Here is a 26,817-nt window from a genome sequence, read left to right on the forward strand (position 1 = left end):
GGACCGAGACCCGGCTCGGGGGTCGGTCCATCACGCCGTGCGGCCCACACGCCTCGGCGACGGCCATGACCAACCGCGCCGTCGCCCTGGTCGTGGGCGCCCTCCTGCTGGTCGGCTGCTGCCTCGCCGGACCGCTGTTGCTGCTGACCACCGTCAACGACGAGTGCGTCCCCGCGCCGGCGATGTCGGCGGCCAGCAGTCAACCCGCAGGGCAGTGGGACGCCGAACAACTGGCCAACGCCCGCACGATCGTCAGCGTCGGCGCCGAACAGCGCATCCCGGCACGCGGGCAGATCATCGCGCTCGCGACCGCCATGCAGGAGTCCGGGCTGCGCAACCTTCCCGGTGGTGACAGGGATTCCATCGGCCTGTTCCAGCAACGCCCCAGCCAAGGCTGGGGAACCCCATCCCAGATCGGCGACCCCGTCTATGCCGCCGGCAAGTTCTACGACAAACTCGCCACGATCCGCGGCTGGCAGACCATGCCACTGACCGAAGCCGCTCAAGCCGTCCAAGGCTCCGCACTCCCGAACGCCTATGCGAAGTGGGAAGACGACGCTACCGCTCTAGGCCAACAGATGGGCGCAGATCCCGGCAGCACGCCGGACTGCTCCGCCACCACGGCTGGCATGGCGGACGCGGTCACGCGCAATCCCGACGGCTCATGGCCGGACGAGCCCTGCAGCATCCGACCCGATCCCACCACCGGGCTCGGCTGCCTGACACCACGCACGTTGCACCTCGTACAACAAGCCGAAGCAGCCGGCTTTCCGAAGCCAGGCTGCTACCGCGTCGACGATCACGGCGAGCACCCCAAGGGCCGCGCCTGCGACTTCATGATGACCTCCGGCGGCGAAGCCTCCGGCGCCCAGAAAGCCCGCGGCGATGCCATGGCTGCATGGGCCGTGGCCAATGCCGATCGCCTCGGCATCAAGTACGTCATCTGGTTCCGCCGCATCTGGACCCGCTCCGAAGGCTGGCACGCCTACAACAACCCCTTCGGCGGCGACGACCCGAGCGGATGGCACACCAACCACGTCCACATCAGCGTCGAGTGACAACGCCGTTACCCGACCGCCTTCATTCGACAAACCGAAGGAGCAGCGCATGCTGTCCAACACCACACCGGCCGCCAACTCAGACGCTCGGCGCCAAACCCGTCGTCTGCTTACGCCGCTGGCGATGGCCGTGGCTTTCATCCTGGCCGGCTTGACGCTGGCCACGCCCGCCGCGCACGCGCAACCGCCATCAGCGACTCGTCCGGGATGCGCCCGGCACGACCTGGCCGTCACGCTGACCTCCAGTCCCGACGCGCCGCAGTACCGGCTCGCCGGATGGCTGTGCCGGCCGGCCCGCACCACCACGACCGTGCAGGTACTGATCCCCGGCCTCACCTACACCCACCGCTACTGGACCGGCCTCGATCAGCGCACCAACTACACCGACACGGCGCTGGCCGCCGGTGACGCCGCCTACCTCATCGACCGCATCAGCACCGGCGCCAGCGACCGGCCACCCGCCGACCAGGTCACCACCACCACCGAAGCCACCGTCACCCACCAGGTGATCCGCGCGCTGCGCGACGGCACCATCGGCCGGTTCACCCACGTCGTTGCCGTTGGGCACTCCTACGGCTCGGTCATCGCGATGGCCGAGGCCGCCACCTACCGCGACGTCGACGCGCTCGTGCTCACCGGCTTGCTCCACGACATCCGCGTCGACCAGATGACCCGCTTCACCACCGACCTGTACCCGGCCGCCGCCGATCCCAAGTTCGCCAGCTCCTCCCCACCGGAGGGCTACCTGACCACCCGACCCGGCAGCCGACCCGGGTACTTCCTCGACCCGAACACCGCCGTCCGCGGCGCCGCCGACTGGGACGAGCAGAGCAAGACGACCGCCACGACCGGCGAACTGACCTTCACCCCGGACGACGAGCTGGCCTACAGCCGCGCCATCACCGTGCCCGTCCTGTTCGTGATCGGCGCCACCGACACCCTGTTCTGCGCCACCGGCCAGCCGTGCACCACACCAGCCGACATCTGCCAACGCGAACACACCGCTTTCCCGCCCAGCACGGTCCTGGCCGCGGCGACCATCCCGCGGACCGGCCATTCGATCAACCTGCACCGCGCAGCACCCCTGGCGTCCACGGCCATCACCACCTGGCTCCACCACCAGCACAGCACCCCGGCCACGCCGCTGGTGTCGTCGTGCCGGCGATGACCGGCGCGTACCTGCAGACCCACCACAACAGGCGAACCTCTATGGAAAGGAGCACGACCATGCACGCCTACATGGCCAGCCACCAACTCGCCCGACGTTCCCTGCTCAACACGACGGGCGGGCTCGACGACGCGCACCAGTTCTGGCCCGTGCGCTCGCTGGCGGCCTGGACCAGGGGTGACCACCACCGTCACAGCAAGACCAGGTCACGGCCGTGCCCGCCGGCGCTCCTCGCGCCGGGAACAGGAGCCTGACGATGAGCGAGAAGCCATTGGGTGTCGCCGCCGTCGCTGCGCCAAATGCCGGCCATCCGTGCGCGATGCCGCCGCGGCTACGCCCGCAGGACCGCAGCTTTGGCAGACCGGCCCTTCCATGAGCAACCCGGCCCTCGCAGCCGAAATCACCCCCTTCACAGCTGAAGGAGAACACCATGCACACGTCCACCACCGCCCAAGGGCTTCAGCGGCTGAGAGTCGTCGCATCACTGACGCTGCTGCTGATCACCGCCGTCTTCGCCCCGACGTCCGCGGCCCACGCACATTCCCGCTCATCACCGCATCCCGGACAAGCGGCCTGCAAGCGTCACGACACCAGCATCACGCTCACCCCAGAGCGCACCGCACCGCACTACCGGATCGCCGGGTGGCTCTGCATACCTCGAGGCGGCGCCCGCACCGTGCAACTGCTCGTCTCCGGATTCACCTACGACCACACCTACTGGACCGGGCTGAGCGCGTCGACGAACTGGACCGCCGGCGCCCTCGCGCACGGCGACGCCGTGTACCTGATCGACCGGCCCGGTGTCGGCGCCAGTGACCGGCCACCCGCCACACAGGTGACCGTGGGCACCGAGGCCGAAGCGCTGCACCAGATCGCCACCGGACTACGTGACGGCCGCATCGCCCGGTTCGCGAATGTCATCGGCGTGGGCCACTCATACGGGTCTATTGTCCTGGCCGCCGAAGCCGCCGCCCACCGTGATTTCAACGCTTTGGTGCTGACCGGCAAGCTGTTCGACTACAACCAGCCGGGCTTGAAGGCGTTCCAGAACAGCCTCTACCCGGCCAGCTCGGATCCGAAGTTCGCCCGCTCGCGGGTGCCGGACGGCTATGTGACCACCCCGCCTGGCACCCGGGCAGGCTTCTTCCTGGACACCTCGACCGCAGTACCAGGGGCGGCACGCTGGCAGGAAGCCAGTAAAGCGGTCGGCACCAGCGGCGAGCTCGCCACGATGACCGCGGACGCCTACATCGCCGCCAGCCGGCAGATCACGATCCCCGTCCTGTTGATCGTCGGCAGCCACGACTCGCTGTTCTGTAACACCACACGGCCTTGCGGCACCGGAACGGAGCTGTGCCAGCGCACTCACGGCTTCTACTCACCCGGCACACCGGTCGACACCCTCGTGGTGCCCGGCGCCGGGCACGCGATCGACCTGCACCGCGGCGCGGCTGCGATGTTCACGGCGGCAAACCGGTGGATCAGCCGGACGGTGACGCGCACCGGGCCCCGTCCTGCTGTCACTACCTGCCAGCGCTGACCACCACGACTGCTGGTCCGTCCCGCAGTCGTCGCGCAGCCTGCTCCCCGAAACCGAGACGATCAAGGAGAAATCACGCCATGCACACCAACCCCGCCACCACCCATACCCATCGCGCCCGGCAGGGCTCCGGACGGCGCCTCGTGGCCTTATCTGCCAGCGCGAACACACCGCGTTCCCGATCGGCCCCCACTGGCCGCGGCGATCATCTCGCGGACCGGGCCATTCGATCAATCTGCACCGGCTGGCGTTCACGGCCATCACCACCTGGCTTGACCACCAGCGCACCGCCCCCGCTGGTCGCGTCGTGCCGGTGATGACCGGCGCGGACCTGCAGAGCCACCACGACAGGCGAACTTCTCTGGAAAGGACCCCATGATGCACGCACATGCGGCTAGTCACCGGGCCGCCCGGCCTACCCGACACCTGCCCACCACCACAGGCGGGCTCGACGATGCGCACCAGTTCTGGCCCGTACGCCGGCTGGCTGACTGGACCAGCGGCGATCACCACCGCCACGGCAAGACCCGGGCACAGCCGGATCTGATGGCACTCCTTGAGCAGGGCGCCCGGGACCGATGATGAGCGAAATGCCATCGAGTGCCGTCGGCATCGCCGAACCGGCGATGCCGGCGGTACCGGATATCGCAGCCGCCGAGGCCGGGTCGGGGCAGCTGGATCGCCTCGCGCAGCTGTGCCGCACCGCGAACTTCGCCCGCCACCACCTCGAGGCCGCCGTCCTCCGCGACGCCAACCTGACCTGGACCAGCTACGACGTGCTGCACCTGACCGTCATGCACCGACCCGTCGACACCGGCGTCGTCGCCGCCCTGGCGCAGGTGTCCAAAGGCTCCGTCACCCGCTACGCCGCTGCTCTCATCAGACGCGGCCTACTACGCCGCAGCGTCCCCACCAAAGACCGCCGCCGGTCCCTGCTCGCGCCTACTGCCGCGGGATGGGCACTCAACCAGCAGCTACGCGGCCAGCTCATCGCTGAGCTCAACACCCTGCTCGACACCCATGCCGGCGCCAGCCGGAACGACATTGACGTCTTGCGGCTCCTCATCACCGCACACCACCGATGACCTCTACCGGCCAGGAGTCAACATGATCATGTACAACACAACCATCGGCGTCGCCGCGGGCGCAGCGCTGATCCTCGTCCCGCGTTACTGGGCTTGGCTGCGCAACGAACGCATGCCCATGCCCTTGGTGCGCGCACCGGCCGACCACAGCGGCTGGGCCGCCGCGTTCGGCGTCCTCGGCCTGCTGCTGACCGGGCTCGGCGGCGCCATGACCGCCACCCATCCGCTCGCCGAAGCCAAGCCCTACATCGACACGATATTCGGCGAGCCAGCTCTTCTGCTCGGTGTGCTTCTGCTGGCCGCCGCGTGGCGGATCAGCCGGACTGCACCGGCCTTAGCCCCCGACCGGCTACCGGACGCTCTGGGCCCCGTGGGCATCGTCGTCTTCCTCCTCGGACTCGTCATGACCTGGTGCACCCTGGCGATTCTGCGTTTCGACGTCATCAGCGCCGCACCTGCCGAGGAACCCATCACCGGGCTGCTGCACCAGCACCCCGCCATCGAGAACACGTTCTTCGCCGCTGCGCTCTATGGCCCCGCCGCGCTGGGTTGCCTGCTGTTTCCCTTCGCTGCCCGGCCCGGCAGCCGCCGCAGCTGGCAGGTCCTCTACTGGGCCTGGACCGTCGCGGGCATCGGTTTCGCGCTGTTCTCCGCGATGAACTTCTACACCCACACGGGCATGGTCATTAACTCCGTCAATGGCTCGGACTACCGGTGGTAGGGACCGTAACCGCGACCTCTTCAACCCGAAGGCGGCGACTCATGTCCCTTTCACCGACCATCGTGACTGCCCGTGCCGCCTGCGGGATCGCGGCCATGCTGCTGGCGTTTGGAATGGGAGCTTGTGACGACATAGGCAGCACCCAGCCCACGGCCAGCGTACGAGCGAGCGCCTCGGCGTCTACCGCTACCCAGCCGGCAAGCCCGGGACCGCCGCGCGCCACCACCGCGGCACGCTATGTCAACCGGCGCGACATCTGCGGCACACTGGACCATACGCGCCTGACCCAGGCGCTCGGCGTCAACGCTGGCAACCTGGGACAACCGCGGTTCAGCGACAGCAGGACATCCTCGCTCGCCACCTGCAGTCATCAGTACGGACCTGCAGGAATGCGCAGCTTGATCTCCGTGGAGGTCATGACGAGCAAAGAAGGATCGGCGCAGGGGTTCTACGAAGGAATGCACGGCGCCCAGCAGAGGTCCACCGCAGTGACCGATGTGCCGGGCATCGGTCAGCAGGCCGCCGTCTACACCGACCCCACCACCGGCCCACACCTGATGGCCTATGACGGCAACCTCTACCTGAGCATCGCCCTCATCCCGGTGAACAGCGCCACCACTGAACTGCTGAACACGCAGGCTCTCCTGGTCGCATCTGCGCAGCACGTCCTTGACGAACTGCGCCACGAGTAGTGCCGCCTCGGTCGCCCCGGCCCAATTTGCCGGAGCGGCCGAGGTCACTGAGGCAGCCTGCGTCGTCACGTCCGGAAAGACGACGCCTGGCTGGACCGCAGACAATCCCGCCACCTCAGCCCGAATGATGTCTACTTGGCCGCCGCCTTCGCGAACGGGTGCGCCACCGCAGGGCTCGATGCCCGCATGGCTCTACCCCTATGGGATGCGGTCGCTCGTGCCGAACCGACCGGCGACGATCTGACAGTGACCGCTGAACGAGCACCGATGATCCGTGACGCGGCAATGCGCCTTGGCCTGCCGGACTCCGTGCACCTCCGGCTCCGCGAAGCGGTCCGGGTCCCACAGGAGCGTGTCGACCGGCAGGCGCTCCACGATCTCACATGGTGGAGCCCGCCACCGTCGAAACTACTCAGGAGCGTGGCCCGGGCTGGGGATCGCGGGGATTAGTGAGCGTCGCGACGAGCTGGTGCGGCAAAGCGAAAGCGACTTGGGGCGCAGTGGCGTAGGCAGCGGGCTCGACTCGTCTGGTGACCATCAGCGGAACGACACGCCAGGTGCCGTCGTCGTAAACGTTGCATGCTGCCGCGGCCTCGCTCGGATGCTGCCTGAGCTGCGCGGCCTTCTTGAGGAGCTTGGCGACGTGGCCCATGCGGGGCCGCAGGAATTTGCCGACGTGCACTCGTAGGGTCACTGGGCTGAAAGCGGCGATCGGGTCCTTGACCTCGCAGAGCCACAGCCGCTGCGTGGCCGGGTCGGCGATGAGGAGGTCAATCTCGCCGACCGGATCGGCGATGCCCGCGTCAGCTAGTTGGTTCTGGGTGAATTGGAACCGGTGCGGTAAACCCAGAGAGTTGACGATCGCTTCGACCTCGTGCTCCAACGCGATGTTGGACGCATTGCGGTGCATCCCCATCGCTTGCGTGGCCTGCGGGGCGACCGAGGCGTCGGGATAAGGCAGACGAGAATTGCCGAAGTAGGCGGCATGCAGACGCTGTGTCGCGAGGGCGGCCCAGGGCATGATCCATACTTCCCGGCCAATGAGGGGTAGCGGCCGAAGTGGGCTCCGGTTTTCGCGGCGCTCGACCTCGAGATATGCGCGGTCCCGGAACCCCGGCAGATCGTCCGGGCTAAGCGTGAGGGTGTCGAGTGCAGCCCGGATCTGTTCCTCGGGAAGTCCCGACCAGGAGATCGCTTCGGTGATGAGATTCGTGACGCTGGTGACCGCGATACCGTCGTCACCGGTCGGCCAGTCCACGGCGACACCGAGGACGGCATGAATGCTGTCCATGCCGGCAGCGAGGTGATCGTCGACGGTGCGCAGGGAGGGCGGCAGATCGTCACGGGTCGGGCGGTAGTCGACAGGCGTCCGATCGTTGTCTCGAAACGGTGACCCTCCGTTCTTGTCCGGGACGGCAGTTGGGAAGGGCGTTGGGATGCGGGCCGCAGCGGCGATTTCCTCGTCTCTCAAGGCCCGGTGATACGCCTCGATGTCGACGCCCGGTAGTTGCCGGTCGCCTTCAGGCTCGTCTATCGCCTGGACGGCAAACGTTCCGTCTGCCAGGACGTCGATGCGCAGGTCGTGCAACTGAAGCTCGTAGCCGTGGTCGAGGTTGGTCACGGTGAGCAGAAATTCAGTCAAGGCGGTGAGTTCGGCGGCGGCCATCGCGTCGGCGCGCCGGTCGCCGCAGGGCGGCTGCGCCAGCGCGAACTCGAAGAGGATCTCCGCTGCGCGGACGTTCATCATGGCCTCGTTATCGCGGGCCAGGTGATGCCAGTTGGCCGCCCACGGGCGGGTAAGCGCATACGCGACCTGGCGAGTACGCTGGAAGTGGCTGGCGTGCACGGCGTTGAGCCGGACCGCCAGCCGGCGCAGCAGGCCGGGTTCGGCACTGGTGAGCTGGTCGATCAGCTGCTGTTCGATAGCGGGAATCAGCTGCTGCTGGCACAGCCGATGAGCCTCTTCACCGGTGAATGTTCCCGAGAGGTTCCGCTGGTGGATAACGTCGAAAACGCGGTGCATGGCGCGTACCCGCACGGCCTCAGTGCGGGGCAGCGTGTCGACGGGTGCCATCCGCGGCAGGCTTTCGGCGCGGGTGTAAAACGTGGTGATCGGTCCGGTCGACTGCCATCCCTCCAAAAAATCCTCTGCTGACGGACCCGAGCTTTCGCCTCGCTCGACCCGGACTCGGCGGATGATCTCGTGCAGAGCGGCTCCCACGGTGTGGTGTCCGGTCATGCCGTCGCCGAGGAACTGCTCCAGCACGCCCACGCCGAAGCCGATCTCCACCACGGCATGCTCGGGAGCGGCAGCGACGCGTACCCAAGGGTCGTTCTCGCTGCCTGCGGGGCCCTCGTTGATAAGCCGTACGACGATGCGCAGCGGGACACCATCGGCCAGGCGTGCGTGCTCAGCGGTTTCCGGATGACCGGACAGGCTGTGGCGGACGCCGTCGGCCAGTCCGAGCATCGCGTCTGGGTCCACGCCGAACGCCTGTCCGTCGGAGGCGTCGAGCTGGATGACGACTGGCGGATCAACCCCGACTATGGCCATATCGGCGTCCGCCATGGTGAACAGGTCCGCGCCGACTGACGGCGTGAGGCCGCCGACCGGCCAATCATGGTGCGGGGGCAACCGGGCCGCAGTCAGGACCGCATCGACTGGTTCCCAAGCGGCGGCGTTGCCCCAAGTGGCATCTCTATCGTCGGGAGCCACTTGGAGGATCGCGTCTTGCTCGACCGGAACGGGACCGAGCCGGCCGTGCCACCGCCAGGCCGCCCACACGTCCAGCAGGTCGAGAAACTCGACCCGCTCGAAGCCGTTATGACAGCCGAGATCCTCGAGGAAATGTTCCACTGCGGTCCAGTCGCCGCCGGTGTCAGCAAGGATTTCCACCAGCTCTTCGACGTGGACGAGGACTACATCGGTCACGGCCTGGAATCCCAGCGCCAGCGGCCCGCCGAACAACACCATCTTCACCGCGTCCGCGCGGGTCTTGTCCTGATGACCGTTTGCGTACTCGCGGAGCCGGTCGGCCGCATGGTCGAGAGCCTCGCTCAGGGTGGACGGGGTCAGCGCACTGGTGAGCGTGATCAACGTCCGTGGCCCGGCTACGAAGGGCGCCTCCAGCGACGGGAGTTCCGCGGACCGGTCCACAACCGTCTTCGAGTAGAGGTGAGTTGCATGGGCCAGCGTCAGCGCTTGAATCCGCTGCCGAGGCAGAGCCCGACCGCCGACGCGGCGCAGGATCGCCTCGCCGACGGCGACCAGCGCATCCAGTGTCAGACTCGCTGGGACCCCGATGGTGGCCTTAGCGCTACGGACGAACAGCACCGCGCCCAGCGCCGGCGTGAACGCAAACACCTGTACTTTGTGGGCGTCACAGGTCAACCACGCGAGTGCCGCCGCAGCGTGCTGCGGGTTGCTGCACAGCTGCGTCAGCTCGGCGGGCGTCATTGCCTGCACCTCGGCGGCTGCTTCGATCTGCGCAGCGCTGATCACCAGTCCAGGCCCCGGTACGGCGCCGCCCTTCTCGGGCGCTGGCCAGGACACCGCGAGGGCCGTCATCGAGCGGTGGCTGTGGGCGAGAATGACCTCAATGGCGTCGGTGAAACTGAACCCAAAGATCGGAAGGGCGTCCTCGTCGACTGCGCGGGCGGTCGCAGCCATGCGTCGCAGCGTCATCGTGGGGTGCTCGTGATCGCCGGGATGGATGCGCCAGCGGCGAGCACCGACGCTGAATTCGACGCAAAGGCGAGGATCGTTCGGCGGCCGTGACGCCATAACTGGTGTATCCGGGGCGGCGTATAACGCGGCGGCAGCGAGTTGATCCACGTGCTCGGCGCTGGCAACGACGTCGCCGCGGGGCGGCCGGCGCAGGCTCCGGAGCCACAGCGGGGCGAGGTGCGCCGCCCACGGTGCGGCGCCGGGCGCGTCCATCGCCGCAGCAAGGACCGCGCGCACCGAGGCCGCGGTGAAGGGGGCCAAGGCGGCGTCGATGACCTGCCAATGAATCTGCTGCTTGGCGCGATGGTGCTGTCCACCATCGCGTCGCTTCTGGACCATGCCAGCATCTTTGCGTTTCGCCATCGGATTCTCGACTGCATTCGATCCGCAACGAAATTCGCGAGGCAATTTCACGAAATTGGGTCCCATTGCGCTGTCCGTACCGCGACATGGCGGTAGCCGTGTGGCCTGGTAGGGTTGTCCGCTGTCCTCTACGAGGACTGTGTGCGCGTGCGGCAGCGGAGCGACGGATAGCTGCGTCCGCCTGAATTGAATACGAACTCCTTTACACGTGAGGCGTGAATGTCGGGCACACCGGCTGCGGCTTCGGCCCGGCAGTTTCATGGTCTCTTCGTCGGCATCAACAAGTATCGCTTCAAGACAGTACGCCGGCTCGCATCAGCGGCTCGCGACGCCAAGGCCCTGCACGCTGTCTTCTCCGACAACCTCGGCGATGCCGGCACCACGCTGCTCCTGGACCGTGACGCGACCCGCACCGCCCTCGTCGACGCACTCACGGACTTGCGAACCCGCAGCACCGCCGACGACATCGTGGTCATCTCGTTCTCCGGCCACGGCAGCACCACCCACGAGTTGGTCACCCACGACGCTGACCCGAACAACCTGCCCTCGACCGCGCTACCGCTCGATGAGTTCATCGACCTGGTCAGCGCGATCCCGGCGCGGCAGTTGATCGTGATCTTGGACTGTTGCTTTGCCGGCGGCGCGGGCGCGAAAGTCCTCAACTCACCGCTGGTGCCGCGCGGGGCCGTGCACGGCGTGCCCGAATCCACCGACGCGCGGCTGGAGCGGATGGCGGGCACCGGCCGGCTGATCCTCGCCGCCGCAACCGGCGAGCAGGAGGCGTGGGAGGACCCGCACCTGGGACACGGTTTACTCACCTACCACCTGCTGCGGGCCCTGCTCGGCGAAGCCGCAGCAGGCAGCAGTGAGCACTTGCGCCTCTATGACCTGCTGGCGTTCGTGACCCGAGAGGTCAAGGCAAAGGCGTCCGGCACTGTCGCCGCGGAGCAGGATCCCAGCCTGCGCGGCCAGGTGGACGGGGAACTGATGTGGCCGATCTTCGTCGATACCGGCCCGCTCTACTCCTCGCAGTTCCCGTCGTCGGTCCTCGCCCCGGTCACCCGGGAACTCGCGAGCCTGCGTGATCACGGGATCCCTCAGGCGGTTCTGGACGCGTGGGCGGCGCGAATCGACGCGCTCAACGACCTCCAGGTCGACACCATTAATCAGGGCCGGCTGCTAGCCGGGGAGAACCTCCTGGTGACGGCCCCCACGTCCTCGGGCAAGACCATGATCGGTGAACTTGCTGCGATCCGCGCCGCGCAACTGGGCGGCCGGTCGGTGTTCTTGCTGCCGACGCGCGCGCTGGTGAACGAGCAGTACGCGAGGTTCTCTCGCACGTACGGGCCGATTGGGCTGCAGACCATCCGGGCCACTGGGGAGACCGCCGACGACGTTCCCGCGCTGCTGCAGGGGCAGTTCGATCTGGCCGTCTTGACCTACGAGAAGTTCGCCGGCCTCGCGCTGGGCAACCCGCACCTGCTCAAGCTGCTGTCGGTGATCGTCATCGACGAGGTCCAGACGATCGTCGACCCGGGCCGCGGCGCCTACCTCGAATTCTTGCTGACCGTGCTCAAAGCCCGCCGGCCCGAAGGCGTCACGCCGCAGGTCGTCGCGCTGTCCGCCGTGCTCGGAGACCTCGGCGGTCTGGACAGCTGGCTCGACGCCAATGTCATCGCGCGTACCGAGCGGCCCGTACCGCTGCTCGAAGGAGTCCTCGGCCCCGACGGCGTCTACCAGTACATCGACGCCGACGGTGAGAACGCCTCCGAGCAGGCCATCGCCCCGGTCGGGTGGATGCGCAGCAGCCAGGACGTGATCATTCCGCTGGTGCGCAAGCTGGTGGGCGAAGGCCAGCAGGTCATCATCTTCCGCAACATGAAGGGCAAGGCTCGCGGCTGCGCGAACTACCTCGCGCGCTCCCTCGGGCTGCCGCCGGCGAACACGGCCATGGATGCGGTGGCTGGAGGGGACCCGAGCGCGGTGCTGACGGATCTGCGGCACTGCCTGGCCGGTGGCGTCGCCTTCCACATCTCCGACCTCGCCCGCGATGAGAAGATCGCCATCGAGGACGAGTTCCGAGCCCCGGACAGCGGCCTCCGCGTCCTGGTCTCCACCACGACGCTCGCCCAAGGCGTCAACCTGCCCGCCGAGACCGTGATCATCGTCGAGTTGGACCACCCGACCGGGCCGACCTCGACCGCCCCCTACACGGTCGCCGAGTACAAAAACATCGCCGGCCGGGCCGGGCGACTGGGGCTGACCGACGGGGGCCGCGCCGTGCTAATCGTCAGGCCCGGCGTCGACACCGAACGCCGCTGGCGCGACTACGTTCAAGGAAACCCCGAGGACCTGCGGTCTCAGCTACTCGATCCGCAACAAGACATCGCAACGCTATTGCTGCGCGTGGTCGCCGTCGCCGCCCGCCGCGAAGGCTCGACGGGCCTGAGCGAAACCGACGTCATCGCGTTTCTGTCCAACAGCTTCGCGGCTCACCAGCAACGGCTCTCCGGTGCGGCAGACCCGTTTCCCGCGGCTACTGTCTCTGCCGTGCTCGCCGAGCTGGCCGGGGCCGGCCTGCTCTCCTCCGGCACGTCGGGGATTGAGCTGACCGAGCTCGGGACCTACGTCTCGCAGAGCGGCTTGAAGGTCGCATCCGCCGTCCGGGTCGCCCGCGCGCTACGAGCTGTGCCGCCCGGCGCTCTCAACCGCGTCACCATCATCGCCGCCGCGCAACTGACCGAGGAGGTCACCAGCGCCCGTCCTTCGGTCAACGGGAAGGGATGGCAGCGGGAGCAGGGCACCTATCTCGGCGAGTTGCAGCGCCACGGGCTGGCCCGGCCGGTGCTGGAAGCGATGCCCGGACACGAACGCAAGACGGCCGCAGAACGAGCCAAACGCGCGGTGGCCTGCATGTGGTGGATGTCCGGTGTCCCGGTCGGCCAGATCGAGCGGCAGCTCATGGTGCACATGCCGCGCAAGGACGCCGCCGGTGTTGCGCGTGCAGCCGCCGACCGCACGCAGAGTGTCGTCGGCACCGTCATCGACATCGCCCGCTGCCTGCACCCCGGCGTAAATCTCGACGAACTCGCCCGGCTCCTGCCCGTCCAGCTCGAATTCGGCATCCCGCCCGCACTCGTACCGCTGGCCCAACACGCCGGCGCCGCCCTCGACCGGCCCGACTATCTGCGCCTTGCCGCAGCCTCGCTCACCGACCCAGAAGCCGTGCTCGACGCCGAGGACGAGACGCTGCTGGCCTGCCTCAACGGCAACCAGAGCAAACTCCGCCGACTACGCAAGGCCGCGCGGGAAGCTCGTGACGGCGATGACGACACCGATTTCGCCGACTTAATGCCCGTAGCTACTGACTAGGATCCGACCGAGAGCGAGCACCCCATCATGAGCAACGACGCCCCGGCCGGGGAAACCATCGACGATGAGGAAGACCACTGGCCGGCCTTCGACATCACCCCGAAGGCGTACGAGGAAGCGGTCGCCGCGATCGCCAAGTCGATGAACTTGGATATCGCCGGTTGGCAGGTCCAGCACCTCGAGTCGATCAAGGCCCCCGACGGCGTCTACATCATGGATGTCACGGCCCGTTTTCAGCTGGCGGGCATGGACTTCCTCATCCTCTTCGAGTGCAAGCGGCACAAGACGCGCGTCAAACGCTCCGACGTGCAAGTCCTGCACACCAAACTCCAGTCCATCGGCGCGCAGAAGGGCGTCGTGGTGTCCGCCGCCGGATTTCAGCGCGGCGCCCTCGAATTCGCCGAATTGCACGGCATCGCCTGTGTCCGCCTGGTCGACAACGCCTGGAACTACCTGACACGCCACACCACGACGGCGAATCCGCCCTCCCTCACCGGCTCCTTCACCGGCTACGCGATCACGCCGGACGACGAGGACTACGACTTCACCCTGCTCACCGGGAACGCCGACAACACCCGCGCGGCGCTGATGCCCCGGGGGTAGCCGAACACTGGCAGCAACATCAAGGGTGCCGCTTTCGGCTCCGACGTCCGCGGACCATCGCCGGCCAAGCACAAGGGGGTGGTCGTCGCGTCCTGCGTCTTGAAGGTGGACGATGTCGTTAACCGAGCTCCGGCTCGCTCGGCTCTCGGTAGGCGGTTGGCGCCTCGGCTTGGCTCCCAGCGTCGATGCTCCCGGCATCTGCGTCGCTCGGGTGAGAATGATCCGGCAGCGCACGGTTCTGGGTGGTCGCGGAGATGGCGGTTGTCAGTCGGTCGACGTTCGCCGAGAGCGCGGCGATGCTGGCCTGAACCGCGACTGCGGTAGACGCGGAACGCGCCTCCACTGCCTGGTCGAGCAGGGCGCTGTAGAGGTGGCCGGGCCCTTGGGTGCGGTTCGTGGTGCCGCCATTGAGCGTATAGAATGATGCCGACGACAACGAGTTCTGAGCACTTTGGCTCTGGATTTGGGGACCGCGTTCGCCTGTGGGTGGAGCGGTCCTGTCGTTTGTCAGGGAGAGTTCCCTACCCGTCGCGGCGTCGTGAATGGTGGCGACGCTCGCGACCCTGCTCCACCACTGCGGTTCGTCAAAGACAAGCGCGCGTTGGAAGGCCCAGGCGGTCACGTCGGGCAGCCAGAGTGCGGGTTGGTGGCGGTCGTCGACGTGTTGCAGCCGCATCCGGGCGTTGATGTGCTGTCCGCGGACGAGCCGTCGGTAAGTGGTGATGTCGGGCAGGTCGCTCGGGTTGACCTTGCGGCCTTGGAGCTGGGTGTCGAGTTGTTCGCGTGGGCTGGCGCGGGTGTCGAGCACGACGTCGCGGACCTTCTGGTCGTTGAGCTGGCGCAGCAGCTGGGTCAGCGCTGCTTGCCGGGCGGCTTCCTGGTGCTCGCCCATGGGCGCTTGGGCGATCATGAGGGTCCAGCCTGCGTGGGCTTCGGTGGTGTCGAGCATGTCTTCGATGGGTTGGATGTGGCCGCGGCGGTAGAGGTCGCTGGCGTGGAATTCCCCGTGGGGGTCGGCGGCTTGGCGGGCGGCGGCGATGACGTCAGGTAGGTCTTCGGCGTCGACGAGGACGGCAGCGAACAGGTACGCGCCGGGGTGCTGGTGCAGGCGGATGAACGCTTCGTCGACGAACGCGACCGGGTGTGCGGTCATGGCCGGATCCCGTTCCGCCGGCAGACAAGTACCGTGATCCAGCAGATCGTGCGGTCACGCATGCGGGTTTCAGACATGGTCTGCCTCCGGCTCGGAGCGGTCGAACGGTGGGTCGAGCTCGGGGTCCTCGAGGACGCGTTGCCGTGCTGCCTCGGCGTGCGCGGTGAGTTCGTCGGGGACGGGCCGCGCGTGTGGTTGCGGGCGGGTGGCGTCAACGGCGCGGACGCGGGCCGCAGTGGCGCGGACGGTGTCGGTGAGGCTGTTGGCGTCGTCGGCGAGGTTTTGTGCGCGGCGTGCGGTTTCGGCGGCGGCGGCGAGTCCGGCGTATCGGGTGGGTAGCGCCTCGGTGTACCAGCCGGCCCATGTCTGGTGCTGGCCTTCGAGGTCGTGAACGCGGTCGCGGGCGGTGTCGATGCGCCCGCGCGCGGAGGCGAGCCGGTCCTGCAGCTCGTCGACGGTGGTGTCGGCGCGGAGTGCATCGGTTTTGGCGTGCTGGTGGCGGATCGCAGCCCGGGTCTGCAGGGGGCCGGCGTGCCACCATCGCGGCTTCATGGTGTCGGCGTGGCGGGCGGCGGACGTGGCGGCGGTCTGGGCGGTGGCCAGGTCAACGCGGGCATCGCGTAGGTGATTTTCTGCGCCGACGAGCTGAGTGTGGGCCACACGGAGTTGCCCGGCCACGTATGTGGGAGCGGTCTGATCGGCCTCGCGCTGGGCTGCGATGAGCGCGCGGAGCTGGCCATCTGTGGCGGTGCTGATCTGCCCGGAGAGTGTGGCGACCCCGAGCACGGTCTGCGCGCGTTGCCAGGCGCCCCACCGGCCGACGTCGCGGGTCGAGGGCTCCGGTCCGATGGGGTCGTCGCTGGTGATGGTGTAGCGGTCGCGGTAGGCGGCGATGACGGCGGCGCGGCTGGCCCACTGCCGCCGGCCCGGTTCGTCGTCGGGCAGTGGTCCTAGCGCCGTGGCCCAGGCGGGTTGTTCGGCGGCGGCTTGTTGGGCGAGGGCGTCGATGCGGGTGTCGCAGATGGCGGCGACTTGCCGGAGCTTGTCGCCGATGTCGCTGCTGGCAGCGGTTATTCGCTGGGTGTAGGTGCCGGCTTGGGTTGGGCTGAGGGCGATGGATGGGTCGGGTACGACGTCGCCGTATTTTTCGTGGATGCGGTAGCCGAGTACGGCTGCGACGTCGCGGGCGCTGTGAAGTTCTCGCTCGGCTGCTGCTGTAGCGAGGACATATTCGGGGTCGTATCCGGCAGCGGCGAGGGTCTGCAGCCGGTAGGCGAGCACGGACATGGCCGGGTCGGCGGCGAGGTTGTCGGCGACGGCGGGTCCGGCCACGCGCCGGACGATGGCGGTGTATTGGTCGGTGCTGGTGCGGGCGGTGAGGTCGTCGTAGATGGGTCCCCAGTGCCGCAGGGTGTCGGCGTCGGCCCACAGGGTTTGTTCGGTTTCGGTGCCGGAGCGGTCGGTGCCGTCTCCGCGCAGGATCTCGGCGAGCACGGTGATCCCGGCGGTGGCCGGTGCGGGTGGGTGCGCTTCGGGGGGTTCGTCGGCGGTGACAACGGCGAGTTGGTTGAGGAGCCGGCCGCGGGTGGCCATGACGTAGAGTCGGGCGCGGGTGGTCGCAGCGTCGATGATGGCGCGGGCGACGTCAACGGTGCGGCCTTGCGCGGAGTCGACCGTGGCGGCGTAGGCGAGCTGGACGTGGTCGGCGACGTAGTCGCCGGGCAGTGCGGTGGTGGCGTGGTCCGTGGTGTTCTCGACGAGGAGAGCGCCGTCGGGGCCGAGTTTGAGGATGCGCCATTGGGTGCGGTTGGCGACGAACGTGTCGCCGGCGAGCAGGGTGCGGTTGTTGCGGCGGGTGACGATCAGGTCGCCGACGCCGGCGTGGGTGCCGTCGGCGAGGGCGACGGCCGGGCCAGGTTGCACGATCCCGGCCCGGATGAGCAGGCGCCGGGCCTGGGTAGCAATGTCGGCCGCTTCAGCCTGAGTTTCGACCAGGATGAGGCTGGTCCGGCCCTGCAGGACGTCGGCGGCCCACCCGTCGAGGACGTGGGAGATGAGGTCGGCGCGGTGTCCGGCGATGACCCGGCCGCGGCGGTCGTACTCAGCGAGCACAGTGGTGTCGCCCTCGCGCAACCGCAGTGAGGCCGGGCCTTCCCACGGTTCCGTGAAGCGGCGGACCTCGCGCAGCTGCGTGGTCGTCCCGAGGGAGGCGAGGTAGCGGAACATGCCGCCAGGCCCGATCGCGGAGATTTGTTCGGGGTCACCGACCAGAATGAGCTTCCCGCCGACGGGCTGGAGAAGCTGGCTGAGGCGGACCAGGTCGAGGGTGGAGGCTTGCGAGGCTTCGTCGATGATGACCCACTGGCCCGGCTGGAACGCCCAATCGGCCGGCGTGGTGCCTTCGGGTGGCATCATTTGGGCGTGCAGCCACATGGCGATGTTCTCGGTGCGGATGCCGGGCTGGTCGCCGTCGCGGGTGGCGTCGGCGAGGACGAACGCGGCGTTCTGCCCGACCGTCAGTCCGAGCACGGGTATGCCGGCTTGGCGTGCAGCGACACCGACAGCGCGTTGCAGGTAGGTCTTGCCGGTGCCGGCCGGGCCGACGATGCCGGTGACCCGTCGGTCGTCACCGACGGCGAAGTGCAGCGCGGCGCGTTTCTCCTCCGACAGGTCGAGCCGGTCAGCGACCGCGTCAAGTAGCGCCCAGGGTGCCGCGGCGGCGCCGCGGCCGGTGGAGTAGGCGATGAGTTCCTTTTCCGCTGCCAGGACCGGTTCAGTGGACAGCTTGAGGTCCCGGTGGCGGCTGTAAATGCTCTGCCGGTCGGAGCCGCGGACCAGGGTTTCGCCCCACTCGAGCAACGCGGGCGGGGTCAGCACCCGTAGCCCGCCGGCCCGGGTCTGGACGGCCTGGGCGGCGTAGCGCTGCACTTGCCGCCAGTCCGAGCGGCGGTCCGTGGTCGGGCTGACGTGCAGCTGACGGCCAATCGCTAGTTCAAGGTGGTCGACGCTGAACACGGCCCGTTCGGCGCTGAGTTCGTCGACGGCGCGTTCGACGGCCAGGTGCGGCAAACGCCGGACCGCCGCGGTGACAACCGCGGACCGCTGCTCGTCGCGCTCCAGACCAAGCTGGACCGCGGCGGCGTCCAAGTCCTGAAGCCGTACGCGCTGGCCGGTGTGATGGCGTTGCGCGAGGCGGATGACCTGTCGTGCTTGCTGGTCAACCGGGTCGACGGTGCGGCCTGCGGCGATGCTACGTACCTCAGCGGCGGTGTTGAAACCCGCTTGCCGGTCCTCGCGTTGCCACCGGGTGACGGCTTCGAGGGTGGATTCGGGGCCGTCCTTGGGGCGACGGGTGCGCAGGGTGGCGTCCTGCGCGGAGCGCCGCCACCGGCCGGTGGGGATCCACTCGCGGCCGGTGCTGGGGTCGCTGTGGCGGCCGTCGAGCTCCGCCTCCACGGCGCCGCGCCGTTTCGAGTAGTGCAGGATCGCGCGCGGGTCGAACCCAACGATCTCTCGGATCGGCGAGCCGGCGCGGGCGGCGAACCGGACCCCAAGGCGCCGGCCGAGTTGGTGTTCGACGGCGCGTTCGTAGGCGATCCGGGCGCCGATGGTGGCCTGGTAGAAGGCTTTGCTGTCGAGCGCGAGCCACGTCTCGCGGCCGTCGCGGACGACGCGGACCTTCGAGCTGACGATGATGTGGGAGTGCAGCTGCGGGTCTTTCTCCCGGGACATGCGGTGGTCGAAGACCGCGGCGGCGAGCCCGTCGGTGTCGACTTGCACGATGCCGTTGGTGCCCAGCCGGGTGAACGCCCCGTGCGTGCGCAGGTGCTCCAGGGCGGCGCGTACACCGTCGTGGTGCGACGCCATCACGTCGCGTTTGACCTGGTCGTTGCCGAATGCCCACAGCAGGCTGACGCTCTTGACCGGGGAAACGGTGACGTCGAACCCGGCGACCGGGTGTCGTTCCGGGGCGGTCCAGATCCGCAGCCACACCTGGGCGATCTGCTCGTAGGTGGCATCTTCGGGCAGGGCTTTCCACGCTTTTTCGACGGTGGCTTGGCGGGCGTCGTCGTCGAGGGCCTCGAATTTGCGCCACAGGCGGCCGAGCTGTTCGCCGGTGTCTGGGTGGCTGCCCTCGCCGATGAGGTTCTGCAACTGCTTCTCGGTGACCTGTCCGTGCACGCCGAACAACGCCGAACTTTGGCCGGCCCACCACCCGGGCGCCTCGCCGTGCGCGCGTGGGTCGGCGTGGTAGGCCACCGCGGCGCTGGCTCCGGCGGGCCGGAAGTCGTGTCGGCCGGTGGCTACCTGCTGGGTGAGGTAGGCGATCCCGGCCCCTGGCGAAATGCGGGTTACCGAGAGCATGCCGCCGACAGTAGGCACCCGCCAGGCGCCTTTGCGACATTGGAATGCCAGGGGGTGTGCTAGCTCTGAGAATGGGTTAAGAGTGGCTTGATATTTGTGCTGATGGGAGATGGTCTGAGCAATGTTGAACGATTGAGGGACCATTTACAACTAACATTCAACGATTGCTAGGTGTGGAAGGTTGGCCTGTGAAATAGGTAGCGTCGTTGCTATGGCTAGCAAGGGAACGAACAAAGCTATTGAGGCGTTGCAGCGGCGGCATGAGGCGGAACGTGCTGCGCTTCAAGCGGCGACGGATGCCGGTGCGGCGGTCCGCCGCGCACAGGAGCGACGCGCGGCGGAGCTCGCGCGACTCGATGAGGTGGTGGCGGATGCGGAGCGCGGCGCGGATGTCGCGTTGGCGGTGCTGGCATCGCTGATGGCACCGGATATTGCAGCGGTGTTGACGGGGGAGACACCGGCACGGGTGCGGCTGGGCCAGCAGCGAGCATCGGCCGACGACGTCAGCGCGCGGGTGGGTGATCTGACCGACGGTGCTCCGCTAGCGCGGCGCCGGGGCCGTCCCCGTGGGAGCGGACGGCCCGGGTCAGGGGCTGATTCGGCTGAGGTGACTAGGCCGGTGGGTGGCGAGGGATCGTTAGGGGCGTTGCCGGTGGCGGTGGGTCCGGAAGGGTCGGCAGGGGTGCCGTCTAGCGTAGGAAGATGAGGGCGAGTACGAGCAGGGCGGCGGCGGTGAGGGCCAGCCCGGCTCCTACGACGGCGATGATCGGGCCGGTTCGGGCGATGCGGTGTCCCCACTTGTCGTCGTTGATCAGCGGCATAGCAGCTCCTGTGTGGATGCGTCGGTGAAGACTAGGCCGTAGCGTTCGCAGGCCGCCTCGATCTGCTGGGCTGTCGTGGGGTCGTGGCTTTTACCCGGGGCGGTGAAGGGTTCGATCTCGGCGGCGAGTGCAGCGAACTCGTCGATGTCGAGCGTAGCCATGTAAGCGGTATCGCTGGGCATGGTGGGCTCCGTCTTCGCGTTAGTGGCGTTGAGGTGGCGTGCTCGGGCGGGTTAGACTGGACGTGGCCTTCTTCCGGCTTATGCCGGTGTGTTGGTCGACGTTGGCCGGCGGACTTGGCCGTTGCATCTCTTCGGAGGTGTTCCCCGTGAGGGGCCGCCGGCCTTTTACATGCCCGCTTAAGCTGTGCGGTGGCCCAGGCCGGGGCGCGCGGCCGTGAGCGGCGGGTGCGGCAGCCTGCGGCGGCGTGCTCGATGCGCGTCGACGCAGTCGGCACACGCGGGACGGTCGGGTACGCGTTGGGTGATGATTGCCCGGGGACGCGTGGAGCGTCCCCGGGCGGGCACATCGATTAGAACGGGATCGGGATTTCGTCCCAATTGATCTCGGGTGTGATGGCGTTCATGAGCGAAACGGCGGCGGGAAACTCGCGGGTTCCCTCGTGTGCCTTGTCGGCGGTGAGTCGCGCGTCGAGGTCGGCGGGGATGTTCGCGTATTTGCGGACTTCGTCGATGATGGTCGCGGGTGCTGTGACCTGGGCGAAGTCGCAACCAAGCTCGTCGTCCGGGGTGTCGAACGGGCAGTCATTGTCGGTGCGGTACATCTGGAAGAAGTAGGACCCTAGGTCCTTCTCCCATCCGACGACGACGCAGGAGATCTCGCTGTCCAGCGGCGCGAGTTCGTGACGGCTCATGGTGATAGCCTTCCCTTTTGATTTGTGTTGTCGACGTTTGTTAGGGCTTGGCCTCCCTAACGATTTAATGGTACCGCATGAAGCGTTGCCTATCAATGTCTAACGTTCTTATGTAGCCGTTATTTCGTCTTTTCCCTGGTAAGAGTTAGCGCGTGGGAGCGTGAGTTTGCGCAGGTCAGCAACGTGACGACAGGGGTTGTTGCCGCTTTTTTGGCCGGAGGGGGCGAGCTTGCTCGCCGGGTTGCGGACGGCGGGAGCCAAATTTGGTGTGGGGGTTTCGAGTAAAAGATTATGCGGGGTTTGCATAATGTTTTAGGAGCCCACAGCGGGTTTGGTGGACGCCGTCCGCAACCTACAATCGTGGCGCACGCTACGGCCAGAAAAGAGGCTTTGACAGCGCGGCCGAAGGCCGCTCCGGCTTACCGGCCCGCTAGGGCCGGCCGGGGTAAGCCAGGGCTGGCGCACCAAGCCCGGCCGGTGGTGCGGAGAACTCGGGTTCTCCGCACCAGCGCATCTCAGCGTCGCCCGTAGCCCATCACGACGCGGTACTCGCGAAGGTCGGCGGGGCTGGCCGGGTCGTAAAAGTCTTTCTCCCCGGTCAGGACGGGGCGGGCACGCCGGTGAGAGTGGTTGGGGCCGGCGTCGCGGCGCGTGCGGCGGTCGGTGAAGTCGAGGTCGTGGAACATGGTGTGCCTCCCCTGGTGGTGAACCGGTGCGGCTGCCTCCGGTGTGTGCCGGAGCTGCTGCGCTGACAGGACCGTGGAGAACCGGAGCGGCCTGCCGGTGGACAAGCCATCCAGGCCCAAAGATCTTGGAAGCCTCGGTGGGCCGGCGCAGCGAAGCCAGCCGGCCCACCGAGGCGACCGGTGCGGCGGAGCAAGCCGGTCCAAGATGTTTTGCCGGCTTGGCCGCCATCGGCCGGGCCGGTTACCACATCAGGGCCGGCAGGGCGGCGGCGTGGCCCCGACGGCGCCACGTATCCGTCACCCCAGGGGAGGCGCGCATTTTTCGCCTCGGCGTACGCCCGCGACGGTCACCGTGGCGTGTCTCTGGTCGCTGCGACTTCGTATCGAGCGCACCGCTGATGGCGCTATCCGGGCCGGGCGCCGTTGGCAGCAAAGTGGTCGCGGGAAGCAGCCGGTACGGCGCTGCGCGTGCTGCTCACGGAATCGCGGAACTCCGTTGTACACGCCGGCGCAATTCCCGCAGAGACAGCGGGTACCTGGCGCCAGCGCGTTGCTCCTTGAGAATCGCCACGTCGCCGAGCTTGGTACGAAGTTTCTCTTCCTCGGCCTCGGCTGCTAGGTACCGCTCGGGCGCCACCTCGAGCAGGTGCAGCCATTGGCGTTGTCCGGCGCGTACGCAGACACCGAAACAGTTGTTGTGGTTGAAACCCTGCTCGTACAGCCGTGGCGGCTTCAACCCGACGGCCGTCGCCCACTCGAGCATCTCGTCTTTGCTCAGATAGGGAGGCTCACACATCGGGAAGCGAACGGTCCACGGGGACCAGCCCCGCGCGATGGCAGGTACCCGGCGCTGCTCGCTCCAGTCGATCCCTACATGAAGCACGGTGTGGTCGGGGTCGGCGTTCTCGGTCAGCCACCGCCGACAGGGTTTCTGCTTCAGGTGCACCGAGCATGGAGCGATGCGGGAATTTCCCACGAAGCGCTGATCGGCGAAAACCTGCCACGGGGTGCGGCCATCAGCGACGATCACCGGGTCGACGCCGAGGTGGGCGCCGGCGTCGGCGACGAAGCGCCATAGGTCGGGGTCTTCGGCTTTGGTGTCGGCGGCGAGCAGGATGAGATTGTCGGTGCCGTGCTCTTCGGCGACGCGCATGGCGGTGGCCCAGCTGCCGATGCCGCCGGAGAACTGCACGATGTGCAGAGTGCCTGCCGGGTGCGGTGCCGCGCGTGATGTCGTTGGCGGTTCGCCGCGAACGGTCAGGCTCATGTGGGCAGAACGCTGACCGTGTTCGTCAGCGGCGGGCGACGTCGTCTCGGTCATGGCTTGGCCGCGGCGAGGGTGCGCAGCTCGACGGCGCGGGTGAAGACGCCGCGGTCGGGCACGCTCCAGCCGTCGCCGCACCGGATGTGCTCCCGCCCGTCCTGGTCGACCACGACGTACCATCCTTGCTCGCCGCGGGTCTGACGCTGGGGGTCCACCGGCCCGTGCTCTTTGAGGTAGGCCGCGACTCGAGCGGTGGCCTGCTCTCGTAGACGTGTGGTCCACCGGCATGCGGTGCTGGTAGACCAGCCGGGGTGTTCGCAGGATTGGCAGGCGAGCGAGTCCGCGGCTGCGGCGACGACTTCCGGGTCGACCTGGCCGGGGTAGGGCCGGAAACGGTAGGTGTCGACGTGCCGCTCACGGAAGTTGATCGGGCCGGGTCGGTTGCCGTCGCGGTCGTGTGGGTAGCGGTAGGCGACGCTGGCGAGGTTCTGTCTCCACAGCATCCGACCGGTCTTGTCTGCCTCGCCTGGCGGGGTGATTTTCCACGCGAGGGCGGCGGTCAGGAGCAGGTCGAGGTGGTCGTCGCTGACGATCCAGGCGCTCATCAGTGATCCTTTCGTTCTGGGGTAGCGCGGCTCGGTGACCGCGAGACACGTCTCAGCGGGCGTGGCGCACCAGACGTGGTGGCCTGCGGATTCGGCGCCGGGGTGGTGGTAGGTCATCGGTGCGTTGCCCGGCCGGGTATGAACCGGCCGGGCAGCTGGTGATGACTACCGCCGCAGAGTGCGAGTGGCTCGCTCGGTGGATTCGGTCGTGACGGTGAAGCCGGCCGTGGCCCCGGCGCGCAGGGCATCCGCCACGGCGTCCTCGTCAGCGGTCTGGCCGTTCAGCTGCTCGTCGGTGACGGTAAGGGTGACCGTGTAGGTGGTGAAGGGAAGCAGTACCTGATCCAGCGCGTAGGTGTCGATGAGCTCGCGGTAGAGGCGGCGGTACTCCTCCCAGTCGTAACCAAGCTCGCAGGCTTTCCTGATCGCCTTCTTCAGACGGGCCTTCGTGACCAACGGGTCGACGCCCTCGGCCGGGGTGAACCGTTCGTCGACGGCGTCCGGGGGGCTGCAGAGCTCGCAGGACGGATCGTTGCATCCGTCGTCGGACGTGGAGCGGACCGGCTTGAAGGACAGCCCGTCGTTCAAGGCCTGCATGGTGACGTTCTCGGCGGTCGAGCACCAGCCGTGGTTACTGGCGTGTCGGCGGATGCTGGCCAGGACGTCGGACAGGTAGACCGAGCCCTCCGGCGCGGCCGGCCGGCCGTCACCGGCGGAGGTCTGCTCGGCCGGGGTGGCCGAGGTGGTCTGGTCGATGACGTTCTCAGTCATGCTGGGTGCCTCCATCAGGCTGTAGCTGATGCGGCCCGCCCTGCGGGATCGAGTGATCCCGGCGCTGGGGGTGCCGCGCTGACGGGGCCGGTCAGAGCCCGCACGTGGGCTGAGGGGTGCAAGCCCCGATCGAGTCAGAAGATCTTGGCGTCGAGCAGCGCGAGACGGTGTGGGCCAAGATGTTCTGCCGGGGCTTGCACCCCCGCCCTGGGTGGGCTGACCTCGGGTCCCTCAGCGAGCGGCTCCAGACGCCTCCGGGGTTTGCTCGCGGAGGGTGCGCGCGCCGTGCAGCCGTTGAGGCTCCTGTTGCTTGGCGAGGGGTAGCGGGTCGAGCAGCCGGAATTGCCTGCCCGCCGGGGTCGAGGATCCTCGGTCAGTGACCGGTGGTGTCGTGAGTCAGTGAGGGCGGTCATCGCTTTGCCCGCCTGTGCATGTCGCGTGCGGTGGCAGAGTGCGGACCAGGCGGTACAGCGACGGGCCGTCGGGGTAGCGGTGGTAGAAGTCCTGCAACGCCGTTTGTGCTTCGGCTTCGCGGTACGGACGGGCCGCGAGCCGGTGCACGGAGTCGACGACGTGGTTGAGGAAGTAGGCCGGCCAGGTGAACATCCGCATCGCGGCTATGCGCCCGGTGTCGGCGTGCACCAGGAACGTGAATGTCCGGCTATGAGTGCCGCGCGGTATCGGTTGAGCAGTGAATGGGTCGTTGAGCCGGTGCGGGTTGAACGGTGCGTTGTTCCACGGCGAGTCGCCGTACTTGAACAACAGGAACCCGTTGACGTCTTGCTCGGTCCAGGCAAAGCGTGGTGTGCCGGACTCGACGGCGGCGATCTCACGTCGGCTCGGGTCGGTCAGGAAGAGGGCCAGCCGGGTGTCACCGTCGGAGTCCAGCCAAAGGTGCGAACCTTGCGGCCAGCTGGTGCGGTCGGCGACGAAAAGATCGCCGATGCGGTAGAGGTGGCCCTCGTCCACGGCGGTGCCCGGGGCGGGAAGGTGCGATGAGCACGAGGCGCCTTTGTTGTGGTGCCAGCCGCGGTGGGGGTCGGTGATCAGCCACCACGGCTGGCCGGGTTCGAGCCGGTGTCCACCGGTGTCGCAGTGCCGCACGGCGGGCGATGAGAGGTAGGGGCCGGTTACGGATATGGCGTTGTCCATCGATTTCTTTCTTGTTGGTTCTGCATGACGGCGGTCTGGTGGTGATGCCGGTAACGCGGTGTGGGGGTGCCGCGTTCTCGTGCGGAGATCTGTCGCTGCTGATGCGCTGCGTACATGCGTGTAGGTCCTGGTGGGGATGCCGCCGATGCGGTACCCCCACCAGGACCCGCGGGAGATCAGTGCAGCGAGAGCAGGGCGAGCAGCGGCGTCTTCTCCAGCACCGCCAGCGCGGCGACGTGAGCGGCGAGGAGGCCGGCGACGTGCACCACCGGGTGGGTCAGGTGGTGGGCGGTCTTGCGCAGCGACCGGCGGTCGGTGGCGGTGGTGGTCGGCTCGGTGGTGGTGACCTCGGTGTTGTCGTTCATGGCGCTGCCTTCCGGATAGCGGAGGGTGCGGCGTCTGCCGGTTGGCACCGGGGTTGCCGCGCTGACAGGCCATTGGGGGGAACGGCACGGCGGCGGCTGGCAAGCCAGCTCTCAGGTCAAAAGATCTTGGAAGCGCAGCACGGGAGGAGCGAGGGAAGGTTGGTGCTGCGCTTCCAAGATGTTTTGCCGGCTTGCCTGACCGCTGCCCGGGTCGGTCATCACTGAGGACTGGCGAACGCGGCGGCCGGGTGTCGCCACCGCGTTCGCCGGGCCGGCTGCGCCGGTCGGTTCGCCGAGCTGATACACCCGGTGAGCACCAGGGCGGCTACATCGCGCTGCCCCCGGGTCCGGCACCAGCTTCACCCTCATCCGCGGTGTCGTGGGCGGCGCGAACTCTCATCCGGTGAGTCGATGGTGGCGATGCCCAGATGC

21 protein-coding genes are annotated in these 26,817 nt (G+C 68.0%); 9 read left to right on the forward strand and 12 right to left on the reverse strand.

Annotation, left to right across the window (positions count from 1 at the left end):
• Window positions 1–65: 65 nt before the first annotated feature.
• The 7 genes from WH85_RS03885 to WH85_RS49930 all read left to right on the forward strand — a co-directional run bounded on the left by WH85_RS03885 (window position 66) and on the right by WH85_RS49930 (window position 6,264).
• Window positions 66–1,058, forward strand: a complete 993-nt coding sequence (locus WH85_RS03885) for a VldE C-terminal domain-containing protein (protein WP_045740267.1) — start codon at window positions 66–68, stop codon at window positions 1,056–1,058.
• A gap of 124 nt (window positions 1,059–1,182) precedes the next feature.
• On the forward strand, window positions 1,183–2,226 hold the full coding sequence (locus WH85_RS03890; RefSeq protein WP_169792405.1) for an alpha/beta hydrolase: 1,044 nt from the start codon (window positions 1,183–1,185) through the stop codon (window positions 2,224–2,226).
• A gap of 59 nt (window positions 2,227–2,285) precedes the next feature.
• Window positions 2,286–2,480 carry a hypothetical protein gene (locus WH85_RS03895; RefSeq protein ID WP_157410733.1) on the forward strand — a complete coding sequence of 65 codons (195 nt, stop codon included), beginning with the start codon at window positions 2,286–2,288 and terminating at the stop codon, window positions 2,478–2,480.
• A gap of 176 nt (window positions 2,481–2,656) precedes the next feature.
• Window positions 2,657–3,766 carry an alpha/beta hydrolase gene (locus WH85_RS46635; RefSeq protein WP_052720127.1) on the forward strand — a complete coding sequence of 370 codons (1,110 nt, stop codon included), beginning with the start codon at window positions 2,657–2,659 and terminating at the stop codon, window positions 3,764–3,766.
• Window positions 3,767–4,356: 590 nt separating this feature from the next.
• Window positions 4,357–4,851: a MarR family winged helix-turn-helix transcriptional regulator gene (locus WH85_RS03905; RefSeq protein ID WP_052720128.1), complete on the forward strand. Its 495-nt coding sequence runs from the start codon at window positions 4,357–4,359 to the stop codon at window positions 4,849–4,851.
• 22 nt (window positions 4,852–4,873) lie between these two features.
• The gene (locus tag WH85_RS03910) at window positions 4,874–5,572 is read left to right on the forward strand and encodes a DUF981 family protein (protein ID WP_045740269.1); all 699 of its coding nucleotides are present in this window, start codon (window positions 4,874–4,876) and stop codon (window positions 5,570–5,572) included.
• 41 nt (window positions 5,573–5,613) lie between these two features.
• The gene (locus WH85_RS49930; protein WP_157410734.1) at window positions 5,614–6,264 is read left to right on the forward strand and encodes a hypothetical protein; all 651 of its coding nucleotides are present in this window, start codon (window positions 5,614–5,616) and stop codon (window positions 6,262–6,264) included.
• Window positions 6,265–6,676: 412 nt separating this feature from the next.
• Here the strand turns inward: WH85_RS49930 and WH85_RS03920 are convergent, their stop codons facing one another.
• Window positions 6,677–10,354, reverse strand: coding sequence for a hypothetical protein (locus WH85_RS03920; RefSeq protein ID WP_169792406.1), 3,678 nt, complete (start codon window positions 10,352–10,354; stop codon window positions 6,677–6,679).
• A 219-nt stretch (window positions 10,355–10,573) separates the two neighbouring features.
• Between WH85_RS03920 and WH85_RS03925 the strand changes: the two genes are divergently transcribed.
• On the forward strand, window positions 10,574–13,726 hold the full coding sequence (locus WH85_RS03925) for a DEAD/DEAH box helicase (protein ID WP_045740272.1): 3,153 nt from the start codon (window positions 10,574–10,576) through the stop codon (window positions 13,724–13,726).
• Between the two features lie 27 nt (window positions 13,727–13,753).
• Window positions 13,754–14,329 carry a restriction endonuclease gene (locus WH85_RS03930; RefSeq protein WP_052720129.1) on the forward strand — a complete coding sequence of 192 codons (576 nt, stop codon included), beginning with the start codon at window positions 13,754–13,756 and terminating at the stop codon, window positions 14,327–14,329.
• A gap of 118 nt (window positions 14,330–14,447) precedes the next feature.
• Here the strand turns inward: WH85_RS03930 and WH85_RS03935 are convergent, their stop codons facing one another.
• The 11 genes from WH85_RS03935 to WH85_RS03980 form a co-directional block, all read right to left on the reverse strand.
• Complete coding sequence (locus WH85_RS03935) at window positions 14,448–15,482, reverse strand: hypothetical protein (protein ID WP_045740273.1); 1,035 nt, start codon at window positions 15,480–15,482, stop codon at window positions 14,448–14,450.
• Window positions 15,483–15,551: 69 nt separating this feature from the next.
• The gene (gene mobF / locus WH85_RS03940; RefSeq protein WP_045740274.1) at window positions 15,552–19,847 is read right to left on the reverse strand and encodes a MobF family relaxase; all 4,296 of its coding nucleotides are present in this window, start codon (window positions 19,845–19,847) and stop codon (window positions 15,552–15,554) included.
• A gap of 689 nt (window positions 19,848–20,536) precedes the next feature.
• Window positions 20,537–20,668 (reverse strand): hypothetical protein, encoded by a 132-nt coding sequence (locus WH85_RS53650; protein ID WP_281179037.1) that lies wholly within the window; start codon window positions 20,666–20,668, stop codon window positions 20,537–20,539.
• The gene (locus WH85_RS03945; protein ID WP_045740275.1) at window positions 20,659–20,850 is read right to left on the reverse strand and encodes a hypothetical protein; all 192 of its coding nucleotides are present in this window, start codon (window positions 20,848–20,850) and stop codon (window positions 20,659–20,661) included. Before WH85_RS03945 ends, WH85_RS53650 begins: the two co-directional genes overlap by 10 nt.
• Window positions 20,851–21,200: 350 nt before the next feature.
• A complete protein-coding gene (locus tag WH85_RS03950) occupies window positions 21,201–21,542 on the reverse strand; it encodes a hypothetical protein (RefSeq protein ID WP_045740276.1) in 342 nt (113 codons plus the stop codon).
• 515 nt (window positions 21,543–22,057) lie between these two features.
• The gene (locus WH85_RS49935) at window positions 22,058–22,228 is read right to left on the reverse strand and encodes a hypothetical protein (protein WP_157410735.1); all 171 of its coding nucleotides are present in this window, start codon (window positions 22,226–22,228) and stop codon (window positions 22,058–22,060) included.
• Between the two features lie 475 nt (window positions 22,229–22,703).
• Window positions 22,704–23,549 (reverse strand): hypothetical protein, encoded by an 846-nt coding sequence (locus WH85_RS03960; RefSeq protein ID WP_211275272.1) that lies wholly within the window; start codon window positions 23,547–23,549, stop codon window positions 22,704–22,706.
• On the reverse strand, window positions 23,546–24,097 hold the full coding sequence (locus tag WH85_RS03965; RefSeq protein ID WP_045740278.1) for a hypothetical protein: 552 nt from the start codon (window positions 24,095–24,097) through the stop codon (window positions 23,546–23,548). Before WH85_RS03965 ends, WH85_RS03960 begins: the two co-directional genes overlap by 4 nt.
• 165 nt (window positions 24,098–24,262) lie before the next feature.
• Window positions 24,263–24,868 (reverse strand): hypothetical protein, encoded by a 606-nt coding sequence (locus WH85_RS03970; protein ID WP_157410736.1) that lies wholly within the window; start codon window positions 24,866–24,868, stop codon window positions 24,263–24,265.
• Window positions 24,869–25,264: 396 nt separating this feature from the next.
• Window positions 25,265–25,837, reverse strand: a complete 573-nt coding sequence (locus WH85_RS03975; RefSeq protein ID WP_157410737.1) for a hypothetical protein — start codon at window positions 25,835–25,837, stop codon at window positions 25,265–25,267.
• A gap of 359 nt (window positions 25,838–26,196) precedes the next feature.
• Window positions 26,197–26,385 carry a hypothetical protein gene (locus tag WH85_RS03980; RefSeq protein ID WP_045740281.1) on the reverse strand — a complete coding sequence of 63 codons (189 nt, stop codon included), beginning with the start codon at window positions 26,383–26,385 and terminating at the stop codon, window positions 26,197–26,199.
• Window positions 26,386–26,817: the final 432 nt, after the last annotated feature.

It is taken from the genome of Actinoplanes rectilineatus (genome assembly GCF_000962825.1).
GTDB classification, from domain to species: Bacteria; Actinomycetota; Actinomycetes; order Mycobacteriales; family Micromonosporaceae; genus Actinoplanes; species Actinoplanes rectilineatus.